Raw genomic sequence first — 17,442 nt, forward strand, 5'->3', positions numbered from 1 at the left:
CCATCGGGCTACTTCTGCTAATGTCGTATGGACTCTGCCGGTGACCGCACCTGCGGTCACCGGCAAATAGTTCCTTGATATTGGATAAACTGATGGCAAAAGCAATCTGGAATGGAAAGGTCATTGCCGAGAGCGATGGCACCGAAACTGTTGAAGGGAATGTCTATTTCCCGGAATCCAGCATCAATCGCGAGTACTTCCGCGCCTCCAGCAGTACTTCTACGTGCCCGTGGAAGGGGCAGGCTCGTTATATGAGCCTCGTGGTGGATGGCCAGGAGAATCCTGACGCTGCATGGTACTACCCTGACCCTAAACCTGCTGCCCGTAAAATCAAAGGATTCATAGCTTTCTGGCGCGGAGTTGAGGTAGAGCAGTAGGTTTTTTGACCATGCGCACAGTCCCACCTTTCGCAGCCCTTTGCCTGACAATTCTGCTTGCCGGCTGCTCGGGCCATAAGCCTGCAGCATCTGCTCCCGCAGCGGCTCCTACCCTTGCGGGAGACCCTGCGCACCCGGGCGTGACCCAGGGTTGGGTGGATACAAAGCTTTACTTTGGTCTTGGTCTGGCAGACCACCCCGAGCAGGGCATCAGCGAAGCGCGCTGGCGGGAGTTCCTCGATCGCGAGGTAACACCCCGGTTCCCGGACGGCCTGAGTGTCCTCGACATCTATGGACAGTGGCAGGGCAAAACCCAGAGCTCGCCCGAGCGTCTCCACACCAAGTGCCTTGTGATCGACTACCCGGACACCCAGCCCAACCGCGACAAGATCGAGGCTATCCGCGCTGCGTGGAAGAAGATCACCGGCGACCAGTCTGTCATGCGCGTCACCGTGCCCGCCGACGTTTCTTTCTAAACGCCTACTTTTCCAGCGGCTTTCCAATTTCCCAGTGGTGCCCAAAGGGATCCACTACGCGGCCCACGCGCCAGCCGTAGCTCTGGTCCGCAACGGGCCAGACAGATTGTGCCCCGGCAGCCAGCGCCTGCGCAAACACGGCGTCTGGTTCGTCCACTATCAGCACCATCCGAAATGTGCTGGCGCCCAGAGTTTCCGGGCTGCTATTGCCGTGTACGGGTGACTCATCCGCTACCCAGAAGTTCGAAGTTCCCACCTGCAACTGCGCCACAATCTCGCCGTCAGGGCTGTCGGTCTGGAAAATCACTTTCGCGCCGAAGACCGTCTTATAGAACTCGATGGCTGCTTTACCCCGCCGAACATTCAGGAGCGGCGCTACCGATGTCTCCACTGTCTCGCTCATTTGCTCCTCCAGTGTTTCGCACACTATCCCTGCGTCCTTGCAGCTTTTCTGGCGCAACGACGGAATGACAAGAATGGTTCGCGTTATCACCAATTGCGCCGCAGGCGCAGTTGCCCGGACGGCTAATCCCCTAGTACGCCTGGAACTGATCCACCGGCAGCCTTACTTTGAAGGAAGTATCGCCCGGCTCGGATTTCACAGCCAACATTCCGCGATGCATATGAATGATCCGCATCGCAGTATCCAGTCCCAGCCCAAGGCCCTTGCCAGGTGGCTTGGTGGTAAAGAACGGCTCAAAGATGCGGTCCTTCAAGTCCGATGGAATTCCGCGCCCATTGTCATGCATCTCTACCAGCAGCAGATCGCCCTCCATGCGGCAAATCAGCCTTAGCTTGCCCGGCTCTGTGGCTCCATCCATTGCCTCCAGCGCATTTTCAATCAGCGCCATCCAGACCAGGTTCAATTCGCCGCTGTACGCGCTGATGCACGGCAAATTAGGCTCATACTCGCGCACGACTGTGACTCCCTCCAGCCGGCTATGGAGCATTTGTATCGTTGCATCCAGCCCCGCGGACACATCCACTTCCTGCAGCGCCGCGCGGTCCATGTTGGAGTAGTCCTTGATCGCGCTGATCAGGTCAAAGATTCGCGCCGTAGCGTTTACCAGCGTATCCACGCTGAGGCGCGCCCGCAGATATCGCACAAAATACTGCAGAGTCACGCAAGTTGCTTCCGCACTCAGGTCCTTGTTCAGATCCTGGAGATCCTTTACCGTCACGCCATGGTCGGCGAGTGGAGGAGCTACCTCCCACGCGGTATCGCAGGGCAGTGCGATCAGCCATTCGCGCAGATCCTCTTCATGTGCAAGCGCTTCCGTCGCAGTTTCGCCGTGGACGGGCTGGCGCGTCATCATGCGCGCTTCCCACTCCTCCAACAACTGCACCTGCTCCTGGGTCAGGCACAGGTTCACCATCCGGTGCCTGTTCGCGCGATTGGCCTGCAACTCGCCCATCAGGCCTGAGGCCGCCCGCTGTGCCGCCGAGGCCGGATTGTTCAGCTCGTGCGCCAGATTTCCCGCGAGCTTGCCAAGCGCTGACAGCTTCTCCGTCTGCTGCTCAATGCGCGTCACCTCGCGTACGCGATCCATCATCACAGAGACAGTTCTTTGCCCCATGGACGGAATCGCTTCCAGCATGGCCGGAAACAACTGTTTGTCAATCAGCAGCGCCCACATGCGAGTGACCGCGACGCCCTGACCGCCGTACGTCTTCATCCTTGAGAAGGGGAGCAGCCCCGTAAGCGGCTGCGTGCGGCCAATAAACAGTCCCATCGGGCCGCCCCGTTGCCGGTACACGTGGATGTCGCCTTTCAGCATGAACACCATGCGATCGGCCGGCGAGCCTTCTTCAAACAGCACTTCGCCCGGCTCCGCGACCAGTTCTTCGCCGTGCTCTGCCAGCCACAGCCGTTCTTCCAGCGTGAGTCCCTGCAGAGGCGCAAGCTTCCCCAGCGCCGCGGCGATATCTTCGACAGGCGTGGGACAGGCAGGCGGGTTTGCTGTGAGCGATAGCATCTTAAATCACTCCGATCCCGGAGACAGAATCATAGCGTAATTCGCGCCGTTCCGGGTTAAATACGTGAGACGCCTGGGAAAGCAATTCTATAAAGACCGCAGCGAGATTTCTGGAATGAAGCCGTCTTTTACTGGACGTGCAGGCCCTTATTTTCGGTCGTGGAATGGGCTGAGATATAAATACGTTGGGCCGAAGAACTTCGTTCCCCGGCCCGGTTGACTCCATCCGAAGCCGCTTATCGCGTCTTTGAAACTTCCTCCACTGTTACCGGATCGAGGAACGGCATGGAAGCACGCAGCTTCTTACCGACAATCTCGACCGGATGCTTCGCTTCGGCCTCGCGGAAGGCAGTAAACTCCTTGCGGCCCGAGTTTTGATCGGCAAGAAAGCGCTTGGCAAATTCGCCGTTCTGAATCTCGGTCAGAATCGCCTTCATCGCTTTCTTGCTCTCGTCGTTAATGACGCGGGGGCCGCTTACGTAGTCGCCCCACTCCGCCGTATCGCTGATGGAGTAGCGCATGTATTCGAGGCCGCCGCGATAGATCAGGTCCACAATCAACTTCAGCTCATGCAGAACCTCAAAGTACGCGCTTTCGGGCTGGTAGCCTGCTTCGGTCAGCGTCTCATAGCCCGCCTTGATGAGCGCGCTCACGCCGCCGCACAGTACCGCCTGCTCGCCGAAGAGATCTGTCTCGGTCTCTTCCTTGAAGGTGGTTTCGAGAACTCCGGCGCGCGTGCAGCCAATGCCTTTGAGATAGCTGAGCGTGAGCGCATGCGCAGTTCCCGTCGGGTCCTGGTGCACCGCGATGAGTCCAGGTACGCCGCCGCCTTCGGTGAATACTTCGCGCACGCGGTGTCCCGGAGCCTTTGGAGCAGCAAGCGCCACATCAATATCCGCTGCGGGAGAAATCGTCTTGAAGTGGATGTTGAAGCCATGTGCAAAGAGCAGCAGCTTGCCCGCTGTCAGGTTCGGCGCGATCTCATCCGTGTACAGCTTGGCCTGCGACTGGTCGGGCGTGAGAATCATGACAACATCGGCCCACTTTGTGGCTTCTGCCACGGTGGCCACTTCGAGGCCAGCCTTCTGCGCCTTCGAAATCGACTTTGAGTTAGCCGCCAGGCCAACCTTCACCTGAACGCCCGAGTCCTTCAGGTTCAGCGCGTGCGCATGGCCCTGTGAGCCGTAGCCGATGATGGCCACCTTTTTGGCCTGAATAAGGGTAAGGTCTGCATCGTGATCGTAATAGGTCTTTGCCATGATATCTCTCTCGTTTTCCTTTGCAATTACAGATTAAAGTCTTTGTCTCGGCCAGATTGTGGATTACTCACTGTCCGCTGTTAGTTGTTCACTATCCTGCTCGGTATCATCCGACCCAAGCGCCTTGAGTACGCGACTGGTGTGGTGTCCGCGGCGCATGGTCATCTTGCCGCTGCGGCATATCTCCAGAATGTCGTGCTCGCTCTCAATCAGCACCTGGATCAGGCCCTCGATCTTGCTCTCGACGCCCGTCATCTCAATCATCAACGACTCCGCCGTGAGATCGACGATCCGCGCTCGAAAAACTTCCGCCAACTCAAATATTGCTGAACGCGTGTGTCGCGTAGCCGACACCTTGATGAGCGCCAGCTCTCGCGTTACAGAGGGAGCGCCTGCAATGTCATCCACATCCAGGACGTTGTCGAGCTTGTAGAGGCTTGCGCGAATTCTGTTGCCGGCCTCTGCCGAAGCCTCACACACAAGCGTCAACCGCGAGAGGCCTGAGCGCTCACTGCGGCCTACCGTGAGCGAGATGATATTGATGTTTAACCGCCGGAATAGCGACGCGACTCGCGTCAATACACCAGGTTTGTCTTCCACGTATGACACAAATGTGTGCAGCATCACGTTCCTTCAAGAGATCAGAGATCAGAGATCAGAGATCAGGGGTCAGAGATCAGTTCTCGTGAGCCTGAGTCCTGATCGATTCCAGTATTGCGTACAGCATTTTCCCAATTTCGTGAGACAGGCCGTCGGCTTCGTCAATCAGCTTAGGGTTCCCAATCTCAAGTAGTCGTGCAAGTTCAAGTTGCGTTTGCAGTTCAAAATTTGAAGCCCGGGCGACGCCGAGAAATTGTCGAAATTCGCCAGTGTTTAATCTTCCGTGACCTTCAGCAATGTTGCTTGGCAACGAAACAGCTGCACGCCTGATTTGAGATGTAAGGCCATATAGTTCTTCTCGTGGAAAATCTCGTGTTAGGCGATAGACAGTTACAGTCAGCCGCATTGATTTCTGCCATACAACCAAATCACGAAACGAATTTGCCAAGAATATCTATCCTCACAGGTCTTTCTGATCTCTGATCTCTGACTGCTGATCTCTTTTCATAGGTCTTCAGGCGTTTCAACCAACGGATTGTGTCCCGGCCTGCGAATCATCTCATGCAGTGCTTTGCCGGCAGGAATCATCGGGTAGACGGAGTCTTCCTGCTCGACGAAAAAGTTCAGCAGGAAAGGGCCATCGTGCTTGCGTGCTTGGTTTACGGCGGCTTCCACTTCGCCGCGAGTCGTCACTGCGAGCCCTGCAATCCCATGCGCGTCGGCAAGCTTCACGAAATCCGGGCTCACCAGTGGTGTGGACTCGTAGTTGCGATCGTAGAAAAACTCCTGCCACTGCCGGACCATGCCCAGGTAGCCGTTGTTGATAATCGCAATGTTGATTTTCAGGTTCTCCTGCTTGATGGTTGCCAGCTCCGCAGCCGTCATCTGGAAACCACCATCGCCGGCGATGACCCAGACTTCCTTATCGGGGCAGGCCACCTTTGCGCCAATCGCAGCGGGCAGCGCGAAGCCCATTGTACCGAGACCGCCGGAGGTGACAAGCGACCGCGGATGCTCATGATGGAAGTATTGCGCCTCCCACATCTGATGCTGGCCGACATCTGTTGCCACAATTGCGTTGCCGCCCGTCATGCGCCAGAGATCATGCATGACATGCGCAGCGTAGAGATGCCCCGAATCGGGGATGTTCTTGATGTCGCGCACGGAGACCGCGCCCTTGCTTGCTTCTATCGCTTTAATCCATGACGACCCGTTGTGTTGTCCCGCTTTTCCGGAACTGATGCGGGGCAAAAGCTGCTCCAGCACATCCTTCAGATCACCGAGCAGTGCAATATCGACCTTAATGTTCTTATTGATCTCCGCCGGGTCGATATCGATGTGGATCTTTTTCGCTTTCACGGCGTATGTGCCAGGCGTGCCGATGACGCGATCGTCAAAGCGCATGCCGCAAGCAATCAGCAGGTCGGCATTTTGAATCGCGTCATTCACCCACGATTCGCCGTGCATGCCCATCATGCCCATGTTCAGCGGATGCGAGGCAGGGAAGCCGCCGATGCCGAGCAGCGTCATGGCCACAGGAATCTGCGCCCGTTCTGACAGTGCGCGCACCTGCTCCATAGCTCCGGACTGCTGAATGCCGTGGCCCGCGAGAATCACCGGCTTCTTTGCATTGCGAATCAATTCTGCGGCCTTCGCAAGCTCATTCGTTTCAACTTTCAGCATTGGGTGCGGACGGTATGGCTTTGGCTTTGCCGCTTCAAAATCAAATAACGCCGTTGCCTGCTGCGCATCCTTTGTAATGTCCACCAGCACGGGACCTGGACGGCCAGACTGCGCAATCTGGAAGGCATGCCGCAACGCTGGAGCAATCTCTTCCGGACGCGTGACAAGGAAGCTGTGCTTGGTGATGGGCAGTGTGACGCCTGTGATGTCGACTTCCTGAAAAGCATCAGTGCCCAGCACCTTGCTTGAAACGTTGCCCGTGATGCACACCATCGGAATCGAATCGAGCATCGCTGTGGCAATGCCGGTTACGAGATTCGTTGCGCCGGGGCCGCTCGTCGCAATGGCCACACCCACCTTGCCGGAAGCGCGTGCGTAGCCATCGGCCATGTGCGCCGCGCCCTGCTCATGCCGCACCAGGATGTGCCGGATGGGAAACTTGCGCAGCGCGTCATAGGCAGGCAGAATTGCTCCGCCGGGATAGCCAAAGACTTCTACGACACCTTCGCCTACAAGCGTGGCCCAGATAATTTCAGATCCGGTCAACATGGTTGGCGTTGTTGCAGAAGACGAATTGGTATGCGTGTCCATTGGCTCTCCTTTGCAAGATTGAAACTGGTACTACGAATCTGGTACTAAGTTGTTGCTCCCACCGATGCCGAGGTGACGCGATCCACATATTTGCGAAACACGCCCTTGGGCCAGCGCAGCGCCGGAGGCGTAAAGCCCTTCAACCGCGCTGCAATCTCTTCATCGCTAACTTCGAGTGTCAGCTTGCGGTTCGCAATGTCGAAGTAAATTGTGTCGCCCTCGCGAACTGCGGCAATTGGGCCGCCGACAAATGCCTCCGGTGCAACGTGCCCTGCTGTAAAGCCGCGTGTTGCTCCGCTGAAGCGTCCATCGGTGAGCAGCGCAACCGTCGAGCTGAGTTCAGGAATGCCGCTGATGGCAGCAGTCACTTGCAGCATCTCGCGCATGCCGGGCCCGCCCTTGGGGCCTTCATAGCGAATGACGAGAACATCATTTGGCTTGATCTTGCCCGACTGCACCGCTGCAAAGCAATCGTCCTCGCAATCGAAGACCCGCGCAGGTCCGCGGTGCTCCACGCGGTTTGCCGCTGCGATCTTCATGACAGAGCCCTCAGGCGCGAGATTGCCCTTGAGAATCACAAGGCCGCCTGTTGGCTTGATCGGCTCGTCGAAGGTGTGAATGACAACTTGCCCTGGGGTCTCGACAGCCTGCGCCGCTTCTTCCGCCAGCGTCTTGCCGCTGATGGTCAGCGTTGATCCATCGGCATGGCCTGCCTCAATGAGGCGCTTCGCCAGCAGACGTGATCCGCCCGCAGCCTGGTAATCCTTCGCAACGTATTTGCCCGCTGGCGTGAGATCGCAAATGAATGGCGTGCGCTTGCTGATGGCATCGAAATCATCGATAGATAACTCGATGTCCATCTCCTTGGCAATCGCCAGCAGATGCAGCACAGCATTTGTCGAGCCGCCGCTCGCTGCCACGCTGGCAATCGTATTTTCAAGCGACTTGCGCGTGATGATCTGCGAGGGCTTGAGGTTCGAGCGCACAGCATCCATCAGGATGCGACCGGCCTCGCGCGTCGCAGAATACTTGTCGCTGTCCGTCGCCGGTACACCGGAGAGCTGAATTGGCGAGATGCCGAGAATTTCGCCGGACATAGCCATCGTGTTCGCGGTGAACTGTCCGCCACACGCGCCTGCGCCGGGGCAGGCACTGGCTTCTAGCGCCTCAAGGGCTGCATCGTCGATGCGTCCCGCGGCGTGTGAGCCGATACCTTCAAAGACATTTTGAATTGTGATGTCGATACCGTTCAGCTTGCCCGGCATGATGGAGCCGCCGTAGAGCATCATGCCCGGGATGTCGAGCCGACACAGAGCCATGATGATGCCCGGCATATTCTTATCGCAGCCGCCGATGCCGACGAGGCCGTCAAACAAATTCCCGCGTGCAACAAGCTCGATGGAGTCCGCGATGACCTCGCGCGAAACCAGCGAGGCCTTCATCCCCTGTGTGCCCATCGTAATGCCATCGGAGATGGTGATGGTGTTGAACTCCATTGGCGTGCCGCCCGCTTCGCGAATGCCTTCCTTCAGTGCTTCGGCCACCTCGCGCAGATGCACATTGCAGGTGCCAATCTCCGTCCATGTATTCGCAATGCCGATGATCGGCTTATGCAGATCGTCCTTCTTGAATCCCGCGCCGCGCAGATAGGACCGCGCTGCTGCTCGGCTTGGCCCTTCAGTTAACGGAATGCTCTGGCGCTTACCTTCGATGGTCATCTGTTCAATCCTTTTGATTTCGAGCCGTCTGTAACGGGCAGGCTTTCGATGATCTCTGTCATTGCAATGTGAAAGCGAATGGAGTTTCCAAATGCTGGATGCGGTACGCAAAACGGTTCATACATTACGCTAGCGATGCGCATGGCATCTCGAACTACGGACTGGATTCCCCGCATGACAATCACGATTGCTGTCGGCCTGTAATCAATCAACCGTTTTGCGAACTGCGGAATAGCTTCTTTCCGTAACCTGGAACGCTCGCTATTCTGCAGCTTGTTGACCGGCGTCAGCACCAAGTCATCGAGATAGAAACCCCTGTGTTGAAAATCCTGAAGAAAGCTCTCATGGTTGCCAAAAGCTTTCTTCATTGCGCGGAAGAGGCTGCTATCGCCGCTATAGAAGAACCTGCCACTATTCGGCGCCGACTCACCCACGAACAGAGTCGTGATGCGTTCGGGACGAAAGCTTTGGCGCAGTTCTTCCAATTTATTCATGTTGTTCAAGCAGCCTCAGTCCTTCTACTTTGCTTTCAGCCACACAGCTTCATCGTGCTGCGCTTCATACGTATCAAGCTCTGTCGCGTGACGCAGTGTGAGCCCAATGTCGTCGAGTCCTTCCAGTAGGCAAAACTTGCGGAAAGGATCCACTTCAAACTTCGCCGAGAATCCCTGTCCGTCGGTCAGCGTCTGGTCTTCAAGAGAAACCGTGAGCTTGTATCCGGGAATTGTCTGTGCGTTGCTCAACAGAATCCCCACTTCTTCTTCGCCCAGCTTCACCAGCAGGATTCCGTTCTTGCCCGCATTCGAGAAGAAGATGTCCGCAAAAGTTGGCGCAATCACGCAGCGGAAGCCGAAATCGCTGAGCGCCCACGCGGCGTGCTCACGGCTCGATCCGCAACCGAAGTTTTTGCCGGCGATGAGGATGTGTGCGCCTGCATAACGCGGGTCATTGAGAACGAAATCCGCGACAGGCTTGCCATCGGGCGTTTGCCGCCAGTCAAAGAAGAGAAAATCTCCGTAGCCGGTGCGCTCAATGCGCTTCAAAAACTGCTTGGGAATAATCTGATCCGTATCGACGTTGGTGCGGTCGAGCGGAGCTGCAAGTGAGGTGAGTGTCTTGAAAGGTTGCATACTAGGCGGTTACCTCCTCGTTCACTTCCCAGGTACGAATGTCGACAAAGTGCCCGGCAATTGCGGCTGCCGCGGCCATCTCCGGCGAAACCAGGTGTGTGCGTCCGCCGCGTCCCTGACGTCCTTCAAAGTTGCGGTTGCTGGTGGAAGCGCAGCGCTCGCCCGGCGAAAGAATGTCCGGGTTCATGCCCAGGCACATCGAGCAACCAGGCTCGCGCCAGTCAAAGCCCGCATCCTTGAAGATGGTGTCGAGGCCTTCCTGCTCGGCCTGTTCTTTTACAAGTTGCGAGCCTGGCACCACCATTGCACTCACATGCGATGAGACCTTGTGCCCTGCGACAATCTTTGCAGCGGCGCGCAGATCTTCAATGCGCCCGTTGGTGCAGGAGCCAATAAAGACGCGGTCAATTGCAATCTCGGTCAGCGGCGTGCCTGCATGAATGTCCATGTACTCAAGCGCGCGCTCAAGAGATTTGCGATCAAGCTCATTGTCTGTTTTTGCGGGGTCGGGAATGGTTGCTGTCACCGGCGCGACCATACCTGGGTTGGTTCCCCAGCTCACGTACGGAACCAACTGTGCCGCATCAATGACCATTTCGCGGTCGAACTTAGCGCCTTCATCCGTAGGCAGCTTGTTCCACTCTTCAACAGCTTTGTCCCAGGCTGCGCCCTGCGGAGCAAAGCGTCTGCCTTTGAGATACGCAAAGGTCTTCTCATCGGGAGCGATCATGCCTGCGCGCGCGCCTGCCTCAATGCTCATGTTGCAGACCGTCATGCGGCCTTCGATCGAGAGCGAGCGAATGGCAGAGCCTGCGTATTCGATCACGTAGCCCGTTGCGCCGTCAGTACCGATCTTGCCGATGATGGCGAGAATAATGTCCTTCGCCGTTACGCCTAACGGCAGCTCGCCTTCGACAGCGATGCGGAAGGTCTTCGGCTTCGACTGCGGCAGCGTCTGCGTGGCCATCACATGCTCCACCTCACTGGTGCCGATGCCGAACGCCAGCGCGCCAAATGCGCCGTGTGTCGAGGTATGCGAGTCGCCGCAGACAATCGTCATGCCCGGCTTGGTAATGCCCAGCTCCGGTCCAATGACGTGCACAATGCCCTGGTTGGGCGAGTCCACGTCGTACAGCTCCACGCCGAAGTCCGCGCAGTTCTGGCGTAGCGTGGCAATCTGCTTCGCGGCAATCTGATCCAAGATGTGCAGTCGGCCTTCAATCGTGGTCGGCACATTGTGGTCTATCGTGGCAATCGTGCGGTCCGGGCGGCGAACCGGACGGCCCGCGAGCCGCAGCCCTTCAAATGCCTGCGGCGAAGTGACTTCATGCACAAGCTGTAGGTCGATGTAGAGAATCGTTGGCTCGCCCTTCGGCTCGACAACGACGTGCTGCTCCCATACCTTCTCAAACAATGTTTTTGGCGTGTTGCTCATAGTGTTCCTTCTTATGCAGCTTTGTTTGCCGCAACAATGGTTGTTGGAAACGTAATGATGTACTTGCCATCTTTCAGTTGCGCGCCAAGGCCGGTACTGTCGTTGCTCAGGTCATCGCGCAGCAACTGCCAGATTGTCGGCACATCTTGCGGGTTCGGAAACGATCCGGACATCAGATCTTCGAAGTCCATCTCCAGTCCGTAGTGAGCCGTCTGGATGCCGTGCAGCTTTGCCGATGTAAACAGACCCTTCAAGCCATCCGGTGAGAGTGCATGCGCGTGCGATGGGTCACGCAGTGTTTCAAAGTGGTCGTATGCAATGAGTTGTTCCACTGCGGGCGTAACATCAGCCACCACGATGCGGCCTCCGGGGCGGCATACGCGAACCATTTCAGCGAGCACAGCGGCAGGCGAAAGAAAATGGTGAAACGTGTAGCGGGTCACCACCATGGAGAAACTGTTGTCTGCAAATGGGAGCGCGGAAACATCGCCGCAGAGCCATGTCATATTTGCAAGGGAAAGCTCCACTTGCCGAGTCTTGGCTTTTTCCAGCATTGCCGGAGCAAGATCGAAACCAGTCACGTGTGCCGCTTTAGCAGCAAAAGCGCATGCCACAATTCCGGGACCGCAACCAAGATCGAGCACGGTGTCACTTGCCGTCACGCCTGCTGTCCGCAGCAACAGATCAAGCGGATCGGTGTGCGCATGGCGCTCTGCAAAGGTCGCGGCCTGACGGTTGAATTGATCCAGAATCAACTCATTGTGCGCCGCTGAATTCATAGTCGTGGCTAAGTTCGTATGCAACACGTGTCAAACCCCGTCTTCCGGATCTCCGGAGATGCAATAAAAAGTTTGCAGCCTTCTCGTGCCTAGCTAACCGTGGAAAATTGCTTTGCAAGCGTTTCGCGTACCTTGGCGCCCATCTCTGTTGTGGAGAGCACCGTAAAGCCTTGAGAGTTCGCGCGCACCAAATCCGGCGTGCGGAAGCCTTGCTCCAACACCTTGCGAACTGTGGACTCAATCGTGGCAGCCTCTGCTTCCAGGCCAGCCGAGTAGCGCAGAATCAGTGCGCCGGTCAGAATTGCGCCCAGAGGATTCGCGAGCCCCTTGCCGGCAATGTCCGGGGCGGAGCCGTGGACCGGCTCGTACAGGTTGACCTTGCCGCCAATGGTGGCCGAAGGCAACATGCCGAGCGATCCAGTGATGACTGCGGATTAATTGCGCGGCTGGTTCATCAGGTGCATCGCCATTGAATCGACAAGTTGATGTTCGAGTTCGACGTCGGGAAACTCTTCTGCAATCTCCGTCACAGTCGCGCGCCACAGTTGCGAAACTTCCAGCACATTCGCCTTGTCCACGCTGGTCAGTTTCTTGCGGCGGCCCTGCGCCAGCTTGAAAGCTACGCGGGCAACGCGCGCCACTTCATCGTACGAATAGCGCATCGTGTTCCAGCTCTCGCGGGTCATGCGGTTCCACTCGCGTGGTGTGCCGAAGTAGAGGCCTCCGAGCAGTTCGCGGACAAAGAGAATGTCGGCTCCATCGACAATTTCCGGCCGCAGTGGACTGTTCTCCGCCAGCTCTTTGAACGCGAAAGCGGGCCGCAGATTCGCAAAGCCACCCAGCTCTGTGCGGATCTTCAAGAGACCTACTTCCGGCCGCTTTTCCGGAGGCAGGGAATTGAATTTGTTTGCTCCAACTGCGCCAAGCAGCACGGCATCGCTGGCAAGCGCGGCATTGAGTGTTTCCTCGGGCAGCGGAGTGCCGTCCTGCTCAATGGCTACGCCGCCGATGCGCTTTTCATCGAAGGAAAAATCATGTCCACCAGCCGCGGCCACGTCTTTCAGCACTGCAACTGCTTCCTTTGTAACCTCCGGGCCAATACCGTCGCCCGCCGTAACTAGAATCTTCAGCTTCATGTGTTTTCTTTTCTCTTGATGTAGGTACTTTTGTTGGCGGATATGCCACTTTTTTGCCAATTTGCCAATGAGAAGCCGATCGAGCTATACCACCGGCTCTCCGCGTCGTTCGCGAATTGCATCCGGCAGAATCTTGATCAGATCCTGGTCGTAGATGTTCTTCTTGCGGTCGGCCAGGGCTACGAAGCGGTAGTAAGTCTGCTGCAGCTCATCGCGGTCGAGTGTAAAGCCGAGCTTTTCGAGGCGATCGCGAAGAGCCGCGCGGCCTGAGTGCTTGCCTAGCACGAGATTCGTCTTCGCTACACCGACTGAGGCAGGCGTCATGATCTCGTAGCAGAGCGGGTTTGCCAGCATTCCATGCTGGTGAATTCCTGACTCGTGTGCGAAGGCATTCGTACCGACGATTGCCTTGTTTGGGGAGGGCTTAAAGGTGATGATCTGGCCCAGCACTTCGCTGGTTGGGTAGAGCTTTTCGAGCTTGATGCTCGTATCCACGCCGTAATAATCCTTGCGAACGTAGAGGGCAGCGGCAAGCTCTTCAAGAGCCGCATTGCCCGCTCGCTCGCCGATGCCGTTGATGGCGCACTCTACCTGTCGCGCGCCTGCCTGAATAGCCGCAAGGGAGTTGGCGACAGCAAGGCCCAGGTCGTCATGGCAGTGGGCGGAGAGAATGATGTTCTCGGCGTCGACGGCGGGAATCCGCTCGCGTACTTCGCGGAACATTCTGGCGTATTCGTCGGGCGTGGTGTAGCCCACGGTGTCCGGCATGTTAATTGTGGTTGCGCCAGCTTCGATTGCCACGCGCACCATCTCCACAAGAAAATTGCGATCCGAGCGCGTGGCATCTTCCGGCGAGAACTCCACATCCTCCACAAATGAGCGTGCCAAGCGGATGGACTCCGCAGTGCGATCCAGCGCCTCCTGCCGGCTGATCTTCAGCTTGTATTCGAGGTGCAGATCGCTTGAGGCGAGGAAGACGTGAATGCGCGGCCTGTCGGCATGTTCCACCGAACGCCCTGCCAGCTCAATGTCTTCCTGCTTGGCGCGGGCAAGGGAAGCGATCTTCGGCTTGCGAATGGCCTGGGCGATGGTCGAGATTGCTGCAAAGTCGCCTTCAGAAGCCACTGCAAAGCCGGCCTCGAGAACGTCAACGCCCAGATCTTCAAGGGCATGAGCCATGGTCAGCTTTTCCTGCGTTGTCATGCTGCAGCCGGGAGATTGCTCGCCGTCGCGTAATGTGGTGTCGAAAAAAACTATGTGATTCTGGGTCATAGCGCTGCCTGTTGCGGAATTCCTTCTTCCGACTGGTAACAGTTTCTCGCAGAGGGCGCGTATAACGCAAAGTTATTATTCTTAGAGAGTCTATTATTATTGCTTATTCTAATTGCGAAGGAGATGCAATGGATCTGGGCCAGCTTGAAACCTTTCTCGCCGTTGCGGAAGAGCGCAGTTTTTCCCGGGCCGCCATACGAATGCACCGTACGCAGCCTGCCATCAGCCAGGTGATCCGCAAGCTTGAAGACGCCGTGGGCGAAGTTCTCTTTGACCGCGCAGCCCGTGACGGTTCACTCACAGCTGCCGGGGCCCTGCTACGCGACTACGCCCTGCGCCTGATGGCTCTGCGCCGCGAAGCGACCAGTGCGCTGGATGAGCTCAAAAACCTGGAACGCGGCCGCCTGCAGCTGGCCGCCAATGAATACACCTGCGCGTATCTACTGCCGGCCATGGACGCCTTTCGCCGCGCCCACCCGCAGATCAGCGTGACGGTGCATCGTATGCTGGCCTCTCACATTCCTGATGAGCTGAACCTGCATACCTTCGAGCTCGGCATGGTCTCCTTCCGGCCCGATCCGGCGCAGTTCCGCACCATTGCCGTCTACAGCGACAGCCTCGTGCTCGTGGCCAGCCCCAGCCACCCGCTTGCAAAGGCGCAAAATGTCTCCATTGCAGACCTGGGCAAGGAAACTTTCATTGCGCATAACGTCATGTCGCCGCTGCGCCGCCGGGTCATTGAGGCATTTCAGCGCTATCGCACACCGCTGAACATGGGCATCGAGCTTCCCACAATCGAGGCCATCAAGCGTTTTGTCGCCATGGGCAATGGCGTTGCGCTGGTTCCGCATCTCACCGTTGCGCATGAGCTTGAAACCGGCGAGCTGGCCGCGATTCCGGTTGCCGAGCTCGACATCAAGCGGATCCTGCGTCTGACGCATCGCCGCCACGGCACGCTCTCCCACGCTGCGCATGCCTTTCTGCGCACGGTGCGCGATCTTGCCCGCCAGCAGGGACCGCCCTTTTATTACCACGTGGAAAAGGCCGGTTGAATCCGCATTTCCGGCGGCCTACCGATTTGTTGTTGCCGCGTCTAAAGCTCAAGACGCGTGAGCATGTCTGGTTTTGCTTCCCGGTCCGCCCCGGCCATTTACAATGCTGAGAGCGGGTCTGGAGTGTGTGCCGGGCCGAAAAATTTCCTAAAAAGTTTGTTGCCAGCCGGGATGGTTGGGCAGTCATGAGGATCAGGTTCGAATGAAGAAGATCGTACTCGTACTTTTCCTGCTGGCCGGTTTTGCGGCCGCGGGTCGCGCTCAGGAGAGCCGGCAGGATGTCAGCATTAGTGGCATCGGTCTCATTCCGCCGTTTGTTGCCAGCTCTACTGACGTTCAGGTTCACTCCACCACGGCTTATGGCGTTCTTGCCAGCTATCGGTTCATGCTTACACCGAACAGTGCTATTGAAGCCAACTACGGCGTCACTTACCAGAACCAATACACCTACCTGATCAGCAACAAGCTTCGGGTTCCGATCCAGACTCGGACCATGGAGATCTCCGGGGCCTTTGTCCGCAGCTTCACTTTCAAGAAGTTCAATCCATTTCTTGAAGCCGGTCCGACTGCCCTCATCTTCATTCCCATTCGTAACCTCGGCACGGACGTGGATGCCAAGCAGCAGACCGGAATTGGCGTGCTCTACGGCGGCGGCGTTGCGTATGAGATCAGCCCCAGCTTCGACATTCGCGCCGAATATCGTGCTTACGTCACCAAGGTGCCCACCTTCGGCCTGGGCGGCAACGCCACTGAGAACACCACCACCAACAAGTGGTTCAACATTTACGTGCCCACCATCGGCGTCGCGTACCACTTCTAAGTGCGGGAGCAGGGACGTAGTAACTAGGGACTAGAAAAACTGTGGCGCAATCCGCGTTTGCGAATTGCGCCACAGTTTTAGAAATTGCGTATTTTGCACGGCAACGTTGCAGCGCCTGGTTTCTATGTCCCTATTCCCTACGTCCCTTTTCTTTACGGCTTTTCCGCTTCCTTGTAGCATCCCAGAGACTTCACCATGGCGCAGTGCGGCTTGAGCGCCTTAATCGCGCGTTCGCCCTCTTCGGGGTGCAGTATCTGGCAATCCACGTAAAAGATGTACTCCCACGGCTTGCCCTGCACGGGCCGCGACTCAATCTTGGTCAGATTTGTGCTCAGGCTGGCCAGCTCATTGAGCGCGGACACCAGCGATCCGGGGCGATTTTCGACTGAGAAAGCCAGGCTGATCTTGTTCGCATCCGGCGGACACACCACCTTCGAGGCGCGCCGCACCAGGAAGAAGCGCGTGTAATTCTCCGGATTGTCCTCAATATTCGCCACCAGAATCTGCGCGCCGTAGTAGTAGGCTGCGGCCTCGCTGGCAATGGCCGCCGCATGCCGATCGCGTAAGTGCACAAGCTGCTTCACGCTGCCTGCCGTGTCATAAAACGCAAACGATTCCATTCGGGGATGCGCCGCCAGAAAGCGCCGGCACTGCGCCAGCGCCACTGGATGCGAAAAAACGCGGTCAATGTGATCTAACGCCGACCCGGAGATGCCAATCAGGTTGTGCCGAATCAGCAACAGCGTCTCGCGCTCCACCTGCACATCATGCGCCAGAAGCAGGTCAAAGTGCTCTGAGACTGATCCCGCAATGCTGTTTTCAATCGGCACTACGGCTGCTTCCACGTCGCCCCTGCTGAGTGCCGCAAATACCTCAGCGGAAAGCGCAAAGGGCACAATCACAGCATCGGACACGAGCTTCAGTGCAGCCTCGTGACTGAAAGAGCCGGGTTCTCCCTGGATGGCGATTTGCATGCCTGCCTGTGTCTCTCCTGAGTTTTCGTTCGGGCCTGGCCGAAGGGGGCCAGATTGCGTGGACTGCTTTCTCGCACCATACCACAGCTTCAGCGCAGATTCATTGTCACCGCAGTTTGCGTTACCTTCGCGATCTTCGGCAGGAGTCTTTCCGTACGGCATTC

17 protein-coding genes and 1 pseudogene are annotated in these 17,442 nt (G+C 57.2%); 4 read left to right on the forward strand and 14 right to left on the reverse strand.

Annotated elements, in window-relative coordinates; genetic code table 11:
- The first annotated feature begins 92 nt into the window (after nt 1-92).
- On the forward strand, nt 93-377 hold the full coding sequence (locus tag VO84_RS20295; protein WP_058189604.1) for a DUF427 domain-containing protein: 285 nt from the start codon (nt 93-95) through the stop codon (nt 375-377).
- An 11-nt stretch (nt 378-388) separates the two neighbouring features.
- Nucleotides 389-853 carry a DUF3574 domain-containing protein gene (locus VO84_RS20300; RefSeq protein WP_058189605.1) on the forward strand — a complete coding sequence of 155 codons (465 nt, stop codon included), beginning with the start codon at nt 389-391 and terminating at the stop codon, nt 851-853.
- A 4-nt stretch (nt 854-857) separates the two neighbouring features.
- On the opposite strand, the gene VO84_RS20305 is transcribed toward VO84_RS20300, so the two are convergent.
- From VO84_RS20305 to VO84_RS20365, 13 genes and pseudogenes are all read right to left on the reverse strand, one after another.
- Entirely contained in the window at nt 858-1,256 is a 399-nt protein-coding gene (locus VO84_RS20305; RefSeq protein ID WP_058189606.1) for a VOC family protein, read from the reverse strand.
- A gap of 130 nt (nt 1,257-1,386) precedes the next feature.
- Nucleotides 1,387-2,829 carry a sensor histidine kinase gene (locus tag VO84_RS20310; protein WP_058189607.1) on the reverse strand — a complete coding sequence of 481 codons (1,443 nt, stop codon included), beginning with the start codon at nt 2,827-2,829 and terminating at the stop codon, nt 1,387-1,389.
- Between the two features lie 236 nt (nt 2,830-3,065).
- On the reverse strand, nt 3,066-4,088 hold the full coding sequence (gene ilvC, locus VO84_RS20315; RefSeq protein ID WP_058189608.1) for a ketol-acid reductoisomerase: 1,023 nt from the start codon (nt 4,086-4,088) through the stop codon (nt 3,066-3,068).
- A 63-nt stretch (nt 4,089-4,151) separates the two neighbouring features.
- The gene (ilvN, locus tag VO84_RS20320) at nt 4,152-4,712 is read right to left on the reverse strand and encodes an acetolactate synthase small subunit (protein ID WP_058189609.1); all 561 of its coding nucleotides are present in this window, start codon (nt 4,710-4,712) and stop codon (nt 4,152-4,154) included.
- 52 nt (nt 4,713-4,764) lie between these two features.
- On the reverse strand, nt 4,765-5,136 hold the full coding sequence (locus tag VO84_RS20325; RefSeq protein WP_082662232.1) for a four helix bundle protein: 372 nt from the start codon (nt 5,134-5,136) through the stop codon (nt 4,765-4,767).
- 56 nt (nt 5,137-5,192) lie between these two features.
- Complete coding sequence (ilvB, locus tag VO84_RS20330) at nt 5,193-6,962, reverse strand: biosynthetic-type acetolactate synthase large subunit (protein ID WP_058189611.1); 1,770 nt, start codon at nt 6,960-6,962, stop codon at nt 5,193-5,195.
- A 44-nt stretch (nt 6,963-7,006) separates the two neighbouring features.
- Nucleotides 7,007-8,680 carry a dihydroxy-acid dehydratase gene (gene ilvD / locus VO84_RS20335; protein WP_058189612.1) on the reverse strand — a complete coding sequence of 558 codons (1,674 nt, stop codon included), beginning with the start codon at nt 8,678-8,680 and terminating at the stop codon, nt 7,007-7,009.
- On the reverse strand, nt 8,677-9,174 hold the full coding sequence (locus tag VO84_RS20340; RefSeq protein ID WP_157440029.1) for a hypothetical protein: 498 nt from the start codon (nt 9,172-9,174) through the stop codon (nt 8,677-8,679). Before VO84_RS20340 ends, ilvD begins: the two co-directional genes overlap by 4 nt.
- 24 nt (nt 9,175-9,198) lie before the next feature.
- Entirely contained in the window at nt 9,199-9,810 is a 612-nt protein-coding gene (leuD, locus tag VO84_RS20345; RefSeq protein WP_058189614.1) for a 3-isopropylmalate dehydratase small subunit, read from the reverse strand.
- Nucleotide 9,811: 1 nt separating this feature from the next.
- A complete protein-coding gene (gene leuC, locus VO84_RS20350) occupies nt 9,812-11,245 on the reverse strand; it encodes a 3-isopropylmalate dehydratase large subunit (RefSeq protein ID WP_058189615.1) in 1,434 nt (477 codons plus the stop codon).
- A gap of 11 nt (nt 11,246-11,256) precedes the next feature.
- Nucleotides 11,257-12,024 carry a class I SAM-dependent methyltransferase gene (locus VO84_RS20355; RefSeq protein WP_058189915.1) on the reverse strand — a complete coding sequence of 256 codons (768 nt, stop codon included), beginning with the start codon at nt 12,022-12,024 and terminating at the stop codon, nt 11,257-11,259.
- An 89-nt stretch (nt 12,025-12,113) separates the two neighbouring features.
- Nucleotides 12,114-13,160 (reverse strand): annotated as a pseudogene (leuB, locus tag VO84_RS20360) (3-isopropylmalate dehydrogenase).
- A gap of 84 nt (nt 13,161-13,244) precedes the next feature.
- Nucleotides 13,245-14,432: a 2-isopropylmalate synthase gene (locus VO84_RS20365; protein ID WP_058189616.1), complete on the reverse strand. Its 1,188-nt coding sequence runs from the start codon at nt 14,430-14,432 to the stop codon at nt 13,245-13,247.
- Nucleotides 14,433-14,560: 128 nt separating this feature from the next.
- Here VO84_RS20365 and VO84_RS20370 point away from each other — a divergent pair, with 128 nt between their 5' ends.
- Together VO84_RS20370 and VO84_RS20375 are read left to right on the forward strand one after the other, a co-directional pair.
- Nucleotides 14,561-15,484, forward strand: coding sequence for a LysR family transcriptional regulator (locus VO84_RS20370; protein WP_058189617.1), 924 nt, complete (start codon nt 14,561-14,563; stop codon nt 15,482-15,484).
- A gap of 202 nt (nt 15,485-15,686) precedes the next feature.
- Nucleotides 15,687-16,304, forward strand: coding sequence for an outer membrane beta-barrel protein (locus VO84_RS20375; protein WP_058189618.1), 618 nt, complete (start codon nt 15,687-15,689; stop codon nt 16,302-16,304).
- 152 nt (nt 16,305-16,456) lie between these two features.
- Here VO84_RS20375 and pheA read toward each other — a convergent pair whose 3' ends face one another.
- Nucleotides 16,457-17,440, reverse strand: coding sequence for a prephenate dehydratase (gene pheA / locus VO84_RS20380; RefSeq protein ID WP_231738117.1), 984 nt, complete (start codon nt 17,438-17,440; stop codon nt 16,457-16,459).
- Nucleotides 17,441-17,442 lie beyond the last annotated feature (2 nt).

The organism is Occallatibacter gabretensis (assembly GCF_001449115.1).
GTDB lineage: Bacteria > Acidobacteriota > Terriglobia > Terriglobales > Acidobacteriaceae > Telmatobacter > Telmatobacter gabretensis.

Coding starts and splice junctions, on each gene's coding strand:
- ilvB (WP_058189611.1), bottom strand. CDS start 6,962: ATGGACACGCATACCAATTCGTCTTCTGCAACAACGCCAACCATGTTG.
- pheA (WP_231738117.1), bottom strand. CDS start 17,440: ATGCCGTACGGAAAGACTCCTGCCGAAGATCGCGAAGGTAACGCAAAC.
- VO84_RS20370 (WP_058189617.1), top strand. CDS start 14,561: ATGGATCTGGGCCAGCTTGAAACCTTTCTCGCCGTTGCGGAAGAGCGC.
- leuC (WP_058189615.1), bottom strand. CDS start 11,245: ATGAGCAACACGCCAAAAACATTGTTTGAGAAGGTATGGGAGCAGCAC.
- VO84_RS20375 (WP_058189618.1), top strand. CDS start 15,687: ATGAAGAAGATCGTACTCGTACTTTTCCTGCTGGCCGGTTTTGCGGCC.
- leuD (WP_058189614.1), bottom strand. CDS start 9,810: ATGCAACCTTTCAAGACACTCACCTCACTTGCAGCTCCGCTCGACCGC.
- ilvN (WP_058189609.1), bottom strand. CDS start 4,712: ATGCTGCACACATTTGTGTCATACGTGGAAGACAAACCTGGTGTATTG.
- VO84_RS20305 (WP_058189606.1), bottom strand. CDS start 1,256: ATGAGCGAGACAGTGGAGACATCGGTAGCGCCGCTCCTGAATGTTCGG.
- VO84_RS20300 (WP_058189605.1), top strand. CDS start 389: ATGCGCACAGTCCCACCTTTCGCAGCCCTTTGCCTGACAATTCTGCTT.
- VO84_RS20355 (WP_058189915.1), bottom strand. CDS start 12,024: ATGAATTCAGCGGCGCACAATGAGTTGATTCTGGATCAATTCAACCGT.
- VO84_RS20295 (WP_058189604.1), top strand. CDS start 93: ATGGCAAAAGCAATCTGGAATGGAAAGGTCATTGCCGAGAGCGATGGC.
- VO84_RS20365 (WP_058189616.1), bottom strand. CDS start 14,432: ATGACCCAGAATCACATAGTTTTTTTCGACACCACATTACGCGACGGC.
- VO84_RS20310 (WP_058189607.1), bottom strand. CDS start 2,829: ATGCTATCGCTCACAGCAAACCCGCCTGCCTGTCCCACGCCTGTCGAA.
- VO84_RS20340 (WP_157440029.1), bottom strand. CDS start 9,174: ATGAATAAATTGGAAGAACTGCGCCAAAGCTTTCGTCCCGAACGCATC.
- ilvD (WP_058189612.1), bottom strand. CDS start 8,680: ATGACCATCGAAGGTAAGCGCCAGAGCATTCCGTTAACTGAAGGGCCA.
- ilvC (WP_058189608.1), bottom strand. CDS start 4,088: ATGGCAAAGACCTATTACGATCACGATGCAGACCTTACCCTTATTCAG.